This window comes from Frankia sp. AiPa1 (genome assembly GCF_023243075.1).
GTDB lineage: Bacteria > Actinomycetota > Actinomycetes > Frankiales > Frankiaceae > Frankia.
Genome location: NZ_JALKFZ020000166.1, coordinates 40620 through 53107, shown reverse-complemented (window position 1 = coordinate 53107; position 12488 = coordinate 40620). Strand labels below are relative to the sequence as shown.

The window sequence follows — 12488 nt, the reverse complement described above, 5'->3', positions numbered from 1 at the left end:
GGCGGCACTCGCCCACGATCAACACCAGCGCTGCCATGACGCCGAGCATCCTCGGAGCCCGGCCGGAGCCCGGTCCGGGGGGGGGGGGGGGGGGGGGGCCCGGCCCCCCCCCCCCCCCCGGCTTCGGCCGCGCCCGCCTGCCCGTCGATGTCCCTGCCCTGGAGCCGGCGACACTGGACGCCCTGGCCGGCGAGCTCGCCACGCTCGTCGGCGCGCAGGCGGTGCGCCGCGACCAGGCATCCCGGCTCTCCGCGTCCACCGACTGGGCGCACATGAGTCCGGTGCTCGAGCCGCTGCTGCCCGGCGGTGTCGCCGACGTCGTCGTGCGCCCGCCGGACGCCGCCGGGATCGCCTCGGCTGTCGGCGCCGCGCACCGCCACCGGGTGCCGGTGACCGTGCGTGGCCAGGGCACCGGCAACTACGGTCAGGGTATCCCCCTGTACGGCGGGCTTGTGATCGACACCTCGGCCGCCGCCCGGATTCTGTCGGTCGAGGACGGCTGGCTGACCGCCGAGGCCGGCGCGTCGTTTGTCCTGATGGAGAAGGCCGCGGCGGCCGCCGGCCAGGAGCTCGCCATCCTGCCGTCCACTGTCGGTAGCACGATCGGGGGCTTCATCGCAGGCGGTTCGGGCGGTACGGGCAGCATCGCGAACGGCGCCATCTGGGACGGCTACCTGCGCAGCCTGCTCGTCGTGCCCTGCACCGACGACGCGACGCCGGTCGCCGTGCCCTACCCGGAGAACTCCGCGCACGCGCACGCGTTCGGCGTGTGCGGCGTCCTGGCCACCGCCACCGTGGCGCTGCGCCCGGCGAGGCGCTGGACCGGCCTGTTCACCTCCTTCCCGGCACTGTCCGGCGCGGTCGCCGCCGGCGAGGAGCTGTTCGACCTCGAGCCCACCCCGCGCCTGCTGTCCCTGGACGAGGCCGGGATCGTCGCCACCTACCGCCCGCTGGACGCCACCGCGCTGCCCCCGGACAGGGTGAGCCTGCGCGGCATCGTCACCGAGGACAGCGTCGACGCCGCCGCCGAGGTGGTCCGCCGCCATGGCGGACGGGTCGACGCGGTCCGGCCCAGGGGCCCCGCGCACATCACCTCGCTGTCCTACAACCACACCACCTACCGGGTCCGCAAGCTGCGCCCCGAGCTGACCCACCTGCAGTGCATGGGCCCTGGCCTCACCCGCCGGCGGGACGAGGTGGCCGCGATCGCCCCCGAGTCACTCCTGCACCTGGAGGGCTTTCTCACCGCGCACGGGCGCGACTGGGTCAGCATGCTGTTCCTGCGCTACGACGGAAACGATGATCTCTATGCCCGGATGGAACGCCTCGCCGACGTCGAGGTCCACGTCGACGACCCGCACACCTGGGAACTGCACCACGGCCGCCTGGACGCCGTGCGCGCCGCCGCCGCCCGCTTCGACCCCGACGGCCTGCTCAACCCCGGCAAGCTGCCACCCGCCGACGTCCCAACCTGATCGAACCACCCAGCCTGACCTGATCCCGGCCTGACCTGGCTGGCCGGCATCCTCGGTGCCCGGTCCAGCACTGGCGGGCATCCTCGGTGCTAGGTCCGGCGCTGGCGGGCAAGTCGGTTGAACATGCGCATTGCCAGCGCTACCGTGACATCCGATCCGGCCACGATGGGTTGCCGGCAGGCGGCTGGCATCGGCCACGGGGGTGCGGCGGGATGTCCTCACCGTCCACGCGACGTTCTCCGCCCGGCCCCGATCCCGATCCCGATTCGGGCACCTCGCCCGGTCCCGACAAGCAGGTCCAGGCACCAGCCCGGCGCCGGGGTGTGCTGCTGGGCACGGTCGGCGGCACGGTCGTTCTGATCATCGCGATCGTGGTCGCTGTGGTCGCCACTTCCGGCGGAGACGACCAGAATGCCGATGCGGTCGCACCGGCGCCGGCGCCCTCGGCCCTCCAGGCTTCCCAGGGTGCCGCCGGACCATCAGCGATCGCGTCCCCGTCCGCCCAGCCGTCCCCGCCGCCAGTCAGTGCCTCCCAGCCGGCCGTGTCCCCCGCTCCGGCCGCTGCGCCGACCCTTCCCCGTCCCGCCCGCACGGGGCCGGGCGGCCTGCCCCTCGGCTTTCCCCGCAGCACCGCGGGCGCAGTCTCCGCCCTGGTCCGCTGGGATCCCTTCCTCGCTCCCGCGGACGAGGCCCGCCAGGTCGCCGGGCTGCGAGCCGTCGGGACGGCGCGGTTCGTCGCCCAGGATGTGCCCCAGGTCCAGGCCGGCTACCGCGCCGATCCTCTTCCCGCCGGCGCCTGGGCGAAGACGACGCCGCTCGGGGTGAAGGTCATCTCGGCCGATCAGAACCAGGTGACCGTCGCCCTGCTGGACTCGATGGTCGCCGGGGTCGGCCAGGGGCCCACCAGCACCGTCTACACCCGCACCACCAACCGACTCGTGTGGTCCGGCGCCGACTGGCAGCTCGACGCGATCACCGGCCCACCGGCACAGCTGCGGGATCCGGCCTCCGACAAGCCGAAGGACATCGTCGCCGCCGGCTGGGACGGCTTCCACCTCAGCTGATCCAACCGCCGTCGGCCCGAATGGTCCGGCCGCCAGGCCGAGTGACGGCGTCACCTGGAGTGTCGCTACGTCTGCCTGGCTGGACACTGGGTCACCATCAGGCCGACCTCAACCCCGTCACGCGGCTCCCGCCGAAGCCCTCCCGCCCGGCCCCAGCCCGGCTGCCGTCCTGCCCCCGCGGGCTCGGGCTCGGGCATGGGCATGGGCTCGGGTTCGGGTACGGGTGACGCAGACCGCAGGCGATTCTCGGCGCTTCGGCTACAGGCCGGATCCGTTCGGGTGGGAACAGGAGCGAACCGATGGTCGCAGGCGGAACGCACGGGACCCGCCGGAGGTCCGGGACCTGCGGGATCAGCCGAACCCGCGGACCGCGATCGACACTCGGGGGTGGTGGACGCGCCGGCGCGGGGCTCCTCGCCGTGCTCTCGGCGGCGGCGTTCGCCGTCATCGGGCTGCCGGCATCTGCGCACGCCGCTGCGGACGGGACGGCGGGCACATCCGCGGCGGGGCTGTTCTCACCGCCGATCGACTACCTGTCCGGGCATGGACCGGGCTCGGTGAGCGCCGGGGACCTGCGGGGTGACGGTCGCACCGACCTCGTCACCGCGAACCTCGGCGACGGCACCGTGTCGGTGCTCCTCAGCAACGGAGATGGCACGTTCGGGCCACCACAGATCTATCCGGCCGGACCTGGCCCGTCCGGACTGGCGATCGGTGACCTCAATGGCGACGACGCGCCGGATCTGGCCGTGTCCAACCAGTTCGACGCCACCGTGTCGGTGCTGCCCGGGCGGGGCGACGGGACGTTCGGCGGGCCGGTGGTCTATCCCACCGGATCGGGCCCGTCAGCGGTGGCCATCGGCGATCTCACCGGTCAGGGCTCGGCCGACCTTGCCGTGTCGGACCAGTACGACGGCACGGTGTCGGTGCTGCTCGGCAACGGGGACGGCACGTTCGGGCTCCCACGGATCTTTCCGGCGGGACCCAGTCCGTCATCGGTGGCAGTGGACCGTCTCAACGGCGACGACGTGCCCGACCTCGCCGTGACGAACGCCGGCGACAGCACCGTCGCCGTGCTCCTCGGCGCCGGGCATGGCCGCTTCGGCCCGCCGCAGCCGCACCTCACCGGTCCGGGGCCCACCTCGATGACCACCGGGGACGTCACCGGGGACGGCCGCGCGGACCTGATCATCCCCAACAACGGGAACGCCACCGTGACCGTCCTGCCCGCCGCAGGTGATGGCTCGTTCGGGGCAGGATGGTCCTATCTGGCCGGCCCAGGACCATCCTCGGTCACCCTTGGAGATGTCACCGACGACGGCGTGGACGACATCGCCGTTGCCAACGCCGGAAACGCCACCGTCTCGATCCTGCCCGGCCGCGGGGATGGCACATTCGGCCCGCAACAGGTCTACCTGGCCGGGCCCGGCCCGGCCTCGCTGGCCGAGGGTGATCTGACCGGCCGCGGAACCACGGATCTGGCGGTCGCCAACGGTCGAGGCAGCACCGTGTCCGTCCTGGCCCGGTCAGGTGGTGCCGGACTGACCACCACCGGTGCGAGTGCCGGCGGGAGTTGCCTGTAGGCGCATCGTGGCCCACGCCACGAACCTACCGTCACCCCGATCACTTAAGTCATGGCCATTGGGTCAGAACCTCGCCGACCGCCGTCACCGCGCCGAACCGTCGTCAAGCAGGGCCTCGCGGAGCGTGTCGAGGGCGGCGGGGGTGGCGCCGTGGGCCAGTAGGAAGGCAGGGATGTCACCGTGACGGGCGCGGATACGGGCAAGGGTCGCGACGATCAGCTCGGGAGGGCAGCCCATGAGCTGCTCAGGCACCCGCTTGCCGTTTGGGGCGACCGACACTGCCTCGGCGATCTCCCCGATCAGGTAGCGGGCGGTCAGCGCGTAGTCGGCGGCGATCGTGTCGTCTGGCACTCCGAGCAGCGCCAGAACCAGGGCGATCACCATGCCGGTGCGGTCCTTGCCGGCGCTGCAGTGCACAAGGGCGGGCAGCGCGCCGGGCGCGGCGAGGGCGAGCACCGCGGCAGTCAGTCGGTCCCCGCGCTCGTCAACGGCGAGGTTGTAGACCGACTCAAGGGTGATGGGTGCGCCGTCGGACCCAAGCGTCCGTACGGCGGTGGCGGCACCCACCGCGACCGCCTCGCCCGCGCTGTCCTGACGATGCTGCCCGGCCGGCTGCTGCGCGTCCGCCCGCGGACCTGCTTCCGCCGCGGGCTGCCCGCCCAGCCCGCCCAGCCTGGACGCAGGCGGCACGACCTGCCCGGACGCGGGCTTCGCGGCCGATCCCTGCCCGGACGCCGCGCGGGTGTAGATGGGAATATGCCGGGAGGTGACCGGCAGGGTGCCGAGCGCGTCGGGTTCGCGGGTGACCTCGGAGATCTCCCGCAGATCGACGACGGTACGCAGGCCGATGTCGGCGAAGGTGGAGCGGGCGTCATCGTCCAGTGCGTGCATCGCCCCGCAGCGCAGCAGCGCCCGCCAGCGCACCCTGCGGCCATCCACGGTCCGGTAGCCGCCGACATCCCGCAGGTTGATCGCCCCGGTGAGGCCAAGCACGCGACCCGGCTCCCCCTCGGTGAGGTCCGCGCCGTCCGGGCCCGCCAGCACCTGCTCGGTGATGCGTCCGGGCGCGTCGTTGGAGATCATGCCGATTCCTCCACGGATCGTCGTCTGCCTCTGAAAAGTTCTATCTCCATCCTCGCTATCGCGCCGAGATGCCGAGACGCCGGCATGGACCCGGAACGCCGCTGCGGCCGTGGGCCGCGGCTACATCGCTCGGTGGCCAAGGACGACCCGGGCGGCGTTGCGACCGCTTGCCCCCCAGACGCCCGCGCCAGGAAAGGTGCCGGCGCCGGTGAGGTACAGGCCGGCGACGGGAGTGCGGTAGCGGCTGAGCTCCCGTCGCCGGCCGGGCGACGCCGATGAGGTGACGCAGGGCGAATCCGAGTGCGCCGATGCCGCTGCCCGGCACGTCCGGGGCAAGTCCCCACACCGCCGGGCCGCCCGTGTGCGCGGCGGCGATCAACCATGGTGGCAGGCCGAATGAGCCGAGCACGCCCTGCAGGCTCGCACGAGCCCAGGCAAGCACTGTCGCCGCCCCGCGCAGCCGGCACCGCGCCACGCTGCCCGCGATCGCGGGGGCCGCCGGCCGGGCCTGCTGGACCGCCTGGACCAGACGGGCCGCGGGCAGGGCGACCGTCAGGTAGCGCCGGTAGGCGTCCGCGGCCGCGGGATGCGCGCTGGCCAGGCCGTCCAGGGTGCGTTCGACCGATCGCCACTGGACGAACACCGGCTCATCGCCCCACCCGATGGCGATTCCCATCGGGTCGACGTCCAGGTAGCGCAGTCCGTAGGCACCAAGCTCCAGCTCCTCGACGATGCCGCTGGCCAGCACCATCGTGTGATCGCAACTGCAGATGTTGACCCGGGCGCCGATCGCGTCGACGGTCGACGCGCAGCCGCCGACGTCGTCGCGGGCCTCGAGAACCACGACCGACCGGCCCGCGCGGGCCAGATAGGCCGCGCAGGTCAGCCCGTTGTGGCCACCTCCGACCACCACGACATCGACGCTGGCCGGCAGCTCGTCAGCCTGGCACGAGCTGGCCATTCCCGCACCGTCCGCACGCCCCGGCCCTGCACTGGCCAGCCGAAAGCCGGTTGCCGCGGCGGAGGGGGCAGAGGCGGCGGAGGCGGAGAGGCCCGAGGCAGAGCAGGCGGAGAAGGCGGCGGCGGAGGCGACGCGCGTCGGGTCGGAGTCGGAGTCGGAGTCGGGCAGAGCGTTCCTCATCGGGGGGAGCGTGGGTCGAAGCGGGCGATCTCGGCGAGGGACTCCCCCGCGGTGGCCAGCATCGCCGCGTAGAGCTGCCGGCCGCGCTCGGCGGTGGCGCCGGTGGGGTCGCCGATCGTCCCGTTAGTGCCGAAGTCGTCTGACAGCCAGCCGAACGAGACCGGGCCACCGAAACGGACCCGGTGGTAGTCGGCGATCTGCTCGGGGACGCTGCGTACCGCCAGGTCCAGACGCACGAGGTCCGGTTGCAGGTGCAGCAGCAGCGACGTCTCGTCGATGCCGGCGTGAATGCCCATGCCGAGTTCCGTCGCGGGCGAGGTACCGCCGTGGTCAGCGGGTAGCGACGGGTGCATGACGAACGTGCGCAGCCCGTGGGCCAGGCGCACATCGCGGGCGGCGACCTGCAGCAGTGCGCTGTTGCCGCCGTGGCCGTTGAGGAACACGAGCCGGCGCACCGCCGTGGTCGCAAGACAGCGCGCAAGGTCGTCGAGGACGGCGAGCAGCGTCGTGGCGGACAGCCACATCGTTCCGGGCGACCAGGCGTGCTCGTTGGATTTCGAGTAGGCGAGCGTCGGTAGCAGCCACAGGTCACAGGCATCCCCGAACACGGCCACCGCGTCGCGGGCAAGGGCCTCGGCGACGACGAGATCGGTGTTGACCGGCAGGTGGGGCCCGTGCTGCTCGATCGACCCGATGGGCAGCACGGCCACCGCCTGCGGGGACAGCTCCGCGGCCTCGGGACCGCGCAGTTCCGCGAACCGACGGTTCATCGGACCCCCTCCGTCGTTCCTGGTCCGAACAGGCGAGATACGAGGTGCGCGGCATGGCCCGAACCCGCGCCATAGCCCGGACTGGCAGCACAGCCCGAATCGCCAGCACAGCCAGAACCAGCAGCACGGCCCGGACTGGCGGGATGGCCCGCATGCGCGGGGGGTGCGGTGGTCACGACGCGACCGGGACGCGGGTGGGGAGCATCGGCACGACCTCGCGGGCGAAGCGTTCCATCTGCTCGCGAACGCGGGGGTAGGGGTCACCGGGCATGCCGGGAAAGATCACCAGGTCGGTGAGACCGAGCAGCTCGTCGAGCTCGGCGAGGTGCGTGGCGACGTCAGCGGGGGTGCCGACGGCCCACGGGCCCTGGGCCATGGAGTCCTCAAGGGTAGGCACGAACCCGCCGCCGGCCGGGTGGCCATCGGGTCCGACGTAGCCGCGTCCCCAGCCATAGGGGGCGAGGAAGCGCCAGAACTCGTCGTGGCCGGCGCGCACGGCCGCCATGGCGCGGGCACGGGTGTCGTCGACGGCGACGTTGAGGACGAGCATCCGGCGTTCGCCGCGGACCAGCGGCCGGCCGTGGGCCGCGGCGAAGGTGTCGGCGAAGGCATGCCAGTCGGCGGCGAGCCGGTGCCGCTCCTTCAACCAGAACACACCGCCAAGCCCGCGGGTCGGCACGGCGCGCAGCGTCGGCGGACTGGTGACGGCCTGCCAGGTCTCGTACGGATGGCGCGGTCGGGGGACGAGGGTGAGCTCGCGGACCTCGCCACCACGGTCGGGAATGCCGGGCGGCGGCAGCTGGAAATGCCGCCCGTCGTAGCGGAACCGCTCGTTCGTGAGCGCGAGGTGCAGAATGTCGAGGCCTTCCTCGGTGATCTCGCGGTTGCGCGCGTCGGCGGCCGCGGCGGTCGGGTTGTCGTACGAGCCGACCGAGACCATGCCCGCGGTCAGTGGCAGCATCTCCCGAGGTACAGTGCCGCGGCCGACGCCGAGGATCCCCCGCCCGCCGGACAGGTTGTGGAGCAGCGCGAAGTCCTCGGCCAGTCGCAGTGGATGCCACTGGCCGACCACGTTGAACATGGTGCCGATCCGGATCCGGCTGGTCCGCGCGGCGAGGAACGCGGAGAAGAGCAGCCCGTTCGGGACGACCTCATAGCCCTCGTGCTGGAAGTGATGCTCGGTCAGCCAGAAGCTGTCGTACCCCAGGGTCTCGGCGAACTCGCCGCAGGCCAGCAGCTCGTGGTGGGCATGGTCGAACGCGGCCTGGTCGTAGCGGCGCTCGGTGGGCTCGGTGCCGCCGGGGCCAGCGTCGGTCATCTCCACCCCACCGAACAGGAACACGCCGATCCGCAACGCCACCACCTCCGCATGTTGATGGGATCAACATGCTCGCGCGTTGCCATGACGCGCCCGTCAGCCCCGCATTTCACCGACGCAAAACCTGCTGACCAGCAACGTCACACCGGCTCTCGCGGCCGGCCGCGTCCCGGGGTTGGCCGGCGCGAGCACCGCATGGGCTCGGGCCCGAGCGGGGGGCCCAGGCCGAGAGTGGCCGCCGGTAGCGCTCAGCCGGGCTTGACCACGGGTTCGGCCGGGCCGACGAGGGCGCGCTTGAGGATCTTGCCCGCCGCAGTCATCGGCAGCGTGTCGCGAAACTCGATCAGCCGCGGATACTTGTAGGCGGCCAGGACCCCACGGGACCAGGCGATCAGTTCGTCCGCGGTGAGGGTCGCGCCGGGCTCACGGATGACGAACGCCTTGATCTCCTGGCCGTGGCGCTCGTGGGGCACCCCGACCACGGCGACGAGGCTGATCTCCGGATGAGTGAGAAGTACCTCCTCGATCTCCCGCGGGTACACGTTGAACCCGCCCCGGATGATCATCTCCTTGAGTCGGTCGACGAGGTAGAGGTAGCCGTCGGCGTCGCGGCGGACAAGGTCCCCCGTGCGAAACCAGCCGGCCGCGTCGATCGCCGCCGCGGTCGCCTCGGGCTGGCCCAGGTAGCCGCGCATCACGTTGTGCCCGCGCACGCGGAGCTCGCCCGTCTCGTCGACCGCCGCGGTGCTGCCGTCCTCGCGGACGACCCGTACCTCCACCCCCCAGATGGGCAGGCCGATCGACCCGGCCCGCCGCGGCCGGTCGGCCCGGTTGAAGGTGGCCACCGGGCTCGTCTCCGACAGTCCGTAGCCCTCCAGGATGGCGACGCCGAAGCGGCCTTCGAAGGTGCGCAGCAACTCGACGGGCATCGCCGACCCGCCGGAGACGCAGAGCCTCAGGTTGTCCGCGATGCGGTCGAGATCGAACCCGGCCGCCGCGGGCGAGTGCAACAGCGCCCAGTACATCGTGGGAACACCGGCGAAGAACGTGACCGACTCGCGCAGCAGGGTGGCGAGCGCGGCCTCGGGCTCGAAGCGGGGCAACAGCACCAGCGTCGCGCCGCTGAACAGCCCGGCGTTGAGGTTGGTGGTCTGCCCGAAGGCGTGGAACAGGGGCAGCGCGACGAGATGGACATCGCGTTCGGCCGCGCCGAAGACCTCGGCCGACACGGTCGCGTTGAGGACCATGTTGGAGTGGGTCAGCTCCGCGCCCTTCGGTGACCCGGTCGTCCCACTGGTGTAGAGCACGACAGCGGGGTCGCTCTCGCTGGTCGGGACCGTGTCGAAGTCCTCGGGCAGCCCCTCGGTGATCTGCGCCAAGGTCTCCACGTCGTCGTCACCCAGCCCGGTACCGCCCTCGCCGGGCGGCGTGGTGGGCGGCGTGGTGGGCGGCCCGAACAGATCCGGTGACGGCCGGCCCGACGGATCAAGGGTGATCAGCACGAACGACTCACAGGCCTGGGCGGTCCGGAACGCGGCCTGCCCGGCCCGGCCCATGGGGAGCTCCGCCGTTCCCTCGAAGCAGAAGTAGGCTTTGACCCCCGCGTCCACGAGCGCGAAGGCGACCTCCCGTTCGGTGAGCAGGACGCTCAGTGGCACGACCGTCGCCCCGGCCTTGAGGATCCCGAAATAGACGACGGGAAAGGCGGGCAGGTTCGGGCAGGTCAGCGCCACCCGGTCACCGGGGCCGATGCCGCGGGCCGCGAGCGCCGCGGCGACCTGCCGCGCGGCCGCGTCGAGACGCGCGTAGGTCAGGCGGTACTCACCCAGCACCACCGCGTCGCGGTCCGGCCAGGTACGCGCCGACTCCTCCAGAACGACGGCCAGGTTCAGCATGGGGCCCTCCATCAGTCGGCGCCCGGACCATGCCGGCGGCCGCCCGGACCGGGGGACGCGCCGGAGCTGCGGCGCGAGCTCAGAATAAGCCTCGGCGATGACCCGAACGTGTGCCCCATCACAGACATGGCCCGATCAGGGGGGTACACCTGGCCAGCTCGACTCCCGGCCGCCACGACTCCTGGACGGCTCGGCTCCTGGCCGGCTCGGCCCTGGGTTTCTACACCCTGGACCGCCGAGACTCGCCGTGCGGGGCGGCGGGGCCTGTGAGGTTCTGCTGGACAACGACGAGGCGTACGGGTTCGCCGTCGTCCAGCGCCCGCCAGCGGTGCCGGACGCCCCCGGCGTAGTAGACGCTCTCGCCGGCGGCGAGCTGGTGGCGCGAGCCGTCGAGGTCGACCTCGATGCGACCGGCGACGACGTAGACGAACTCCTCGCCGTCATGGCGGAAGTACTCGCGGAACGTGGGCGGGGCACCGAGATACTCGGACGGCAGCATCGCCCGTTCGCCCCGGACGAGCGTGCGCACCGACCCGCCGGGAGAGGAGACGGCGGTGGTGTCGTGACGCACGACACTCACCGACCCCGTGGCCGGCGCCACGTCAGGTAGCGGGATCTCCTCCGCCGCGGCCATCAACGCCTGCGCGCTGGTGCTCAGTGCGGAGGCGATCGCGGTCAGCGACCGCATGCTCGGGCGGGCCAGGCCTCGTTCGAGCTGGCTCAGGAAGGGATGACTCAGGCCCGCTCGGCCGGCGACCTCGACGAGGGTGAGGCCGAGCGCACGCCGCTGGGCCCGCACGGCCCCGCCCAGACGGACCCCGACCTCCTCGGGGAAGGCTGTCACGGGACGATCGGGCGGCCGAGGGCCACCGCGGCGTCGAGCAGGGCCCGGTCCGCTCCGGGCGGGCCGACGACGGCGACACCGACCGGTGGGCCGGCTGCCACCATGGGAACGACACAGCTGGGCAGTCCGTAGGCACTCGCCACGACGGTGCAGCCTAACGTCGCCTGCCGCCATGACTCGGTCACGCGGGACCCGGCGGCGCGCGGATGCCCCGGTCCGGCCGTGGCGGGACGCACCACCCAGGTCGTGTCACCGAGCCGGTCGAGCAGGCGCTCCCGGCCCTGCGCGATGCGTCGGCGCGCGGCCCGTTCAAGGTCCGCGTCCACGCTCGCGCCGAACCGAAATCTCGCTTCGACCGCCTCCCCCAGCGCCCCGGGATGCGCGTCGACCCACGCGCCGTGCAGCTGCCAGGCCTGCGCGGCCTGCACCGCGCGGAAGGCGGTGAGCAGCCCGTCGAGGTCGTCATCCTCCCGCACCGGTCCGACCACCAGATCCGCGCCGAGGACATCCGCCAGCCTGGACGCGACGGCGCGAAGCCCCGCCAGCCCGCCCATCCCCTCGGACTCCGCCTGACCGACTGGCCCGGATGGACCAGATGGGCCCGCGTGCCCGACTGGCCCGACTGGCCCGACTGGCCCGACTGGCCCCGGCAGGATCGCCGGTCCGGCCGCGGAGAGTCTGGTGCCGACGGGTGGGTCGACGGGTGGGCCGACGACGAGCAGCCGCGTCGGTTTCGTCGGCGGCGGCATCGGTGTCAACAGGACGTCGCCGACGCTGCGCAGCACGTCGGGGTCGGCCGTGAGCCAGCCGACCGTGTCGAACGACGGGGCGAGGCCGAGCATGCCCGCGACGGGCACGGCGCCGTGCGTCGGGCGCAGCCCGTACAACCCGCACACCGACGCGGGGACCCGAATGGAGCCCGCGGTGTCCGTACCCAGGCCGATGTCGACCTCGCCGCGGGCGACCGCCGATGCCGGCCCGCTGCTCGACCCACCGCTGACCCGGTCGGGCGCCGCCGGATTGGGAGGTGTGCCATAGTGCGCGTTCGCGCCCGTCAGGCCGAAGGCGAGCTCGTCGGTCTGGGCGATGCCGACGATCGACGCGCCGGCCGCACGCAGCATCGCCACCGCCGAGGCGTCCGTCAGCTCCACCGATGCCTCGGCGAGATAACGGGGGTTCCCGGCGCCGATGCGGTAACCACCGACGGCGAACAGATCCTTCACCGCCACGCGCAGGCCGTCGAGTGCGCCGCTGGCCACCGGTGGCAGCAGCGGGTCACCATGATCCCGCCACACCGAGGATTCCCGCCGCGCCG

The 12488-nt window shown here is 72.8% G+C and carries 10 protein-coding genes; 3 read left to right on the top strand and 7 right to left on the bottom strand.

What is annotated here, in order from left to right:
• Positions 1-35: 35 nt before the first annotated feature.
• The 3 genes from MXD95_RS19680 (at position 36) to MXD95_RS19670 (ending at position 4122) form a co-directional block, all read left to right on the top strand.
• Positions 36-1475 carry an FAD-binding oxidoreductase gene (locus MXD95_RS19680; RefSeq protein ID WP_250642141.1) on the top strand — a complete coding sequence of 480 codons (1440 nt, stop codon included), beginning with the start codon at positions 36-38 and terminating at the stop codon, positions 1473-1475.
• A 212-nt stretch (positions 1476-1687) separates the two neighbouring features.
• Positions 1688-2539: a hypothetical protein gene (locus MXD95_RS19675; RefSeq protein ID WP_250642135.1), complete on the top strand. Its 852-nt coding sequence runs from the start codon at positions 1688-1690 to the stop codon at positions 2537-2539.
• A gap of 419 nt (positions 2540-2958) precedes the next feature.
• Positions 2959-4122, top strand: coding sequence for an FG-GAP repeat domain-containing protein (locus MXD95_RS19670; protein ID WP_250642134.1), 1164 nt, complete (start codon positions 2959-2961; stop codon positions 4120-4122).
• An 84-nt stretch (positions 4123-4206) separates the two neighbouring features.
• Here MXD95_RS19670 and MXD95_RS19665 read toward each other — a convergent pair whose 3' ends face one another.
• The 7 genes from MXD95_RS19665 to MXD95_RS28625 form a co-directional block, all read right to left on the bottom strand.
• Positions 4207-5205 carry a tyrosine-protein phosphatase gene (locus MXD95_RS19665; protein WP_250642133.1) on the bottom strand — a complete coding sequence of 333 codons (999 nt, stop codon included), beginning with the start codon at positions 5203-5205 and terminating at the stop codon, positions 4207-4209.
• 55 nt (positions 5206-5260) lie between these two features.
• Positions 5261-6346, bottom strand: coding sequence for an FAD-dependent oxidoreductase (locus tag MXD95_RS19660; RefSeq protein ID WP_250642132.1), 1086 nt, complete (start codon positions 6344-6346; stop codon positions 5261-5263).
• The gene (locus MXD95_RS19655) at positions 6343-7116 is read right to left on the bottom strand and encodes a creatininase family protein (protein WP_250642131.1); all 774 of its coding nucleotides are present in this window, start codon (positions 7114-7116) and stop codon (positions 6343-6345) included. Before MXD95_RS19655 ends, MXD95_RS19660 begins: the two co-directional genes overlap by 4 nt.
• Before the next feature lie 172 nt (positions 7117-7288).
• On the bottom strand, positions 7289-8470 hold the full coding sequence (locus MXD95_RS19650) for an LLM class flavin-dependent oxidoreductase (RefSeq protein ID WP_250642130.1): 1182 nt from the start codon (positions 8468-8470) through the stop codon (positions 7289-7291).
• Positions 8471-8682: 212 nt separating this feature from the next.
• The gene (locus tag MXD95_RS19645) at positions 8683-10329 is read right to left on the bottom strand and encodes a long-chain-fatty-acid--CoA ligase (RefSeq protein ID WP_250642129.1); all 1647 of its coding nucleotides are present in this window, start codon (positions 10327-10329) and stop codon (positions 8683-8685) included.
• Between the two features lie 220 nt (positions 10330-10549).
• Positions 10550-11173 carry a helix-turn-helix domain-containing protein gene (locus MXD95_RS19640; RefSeq protein ID WP_250642128.1) on the bottom strand — a complete coding sequence of 208 codons (624 nt, stop codon included), beginning with the start codon at positions 11171-11173 and terminating at the stop codon, positions 10550-10552.
• Positions 11170-12468, bottom strand: a complete 1299-nt coding sequence (locus tag MXD95_RS28625; protein WP_308301530.1) for an amidase family protein — start codon at positions 12466-12468, stop codon at positions 11170-11172. Before MXD95_RS28625 ends, MXD95_RS19640 begins: the two co-directional genes overlap by 4 nt.
• Between the last annotated feature and the right edge of the window lie 20 nt (positions 12469-12488).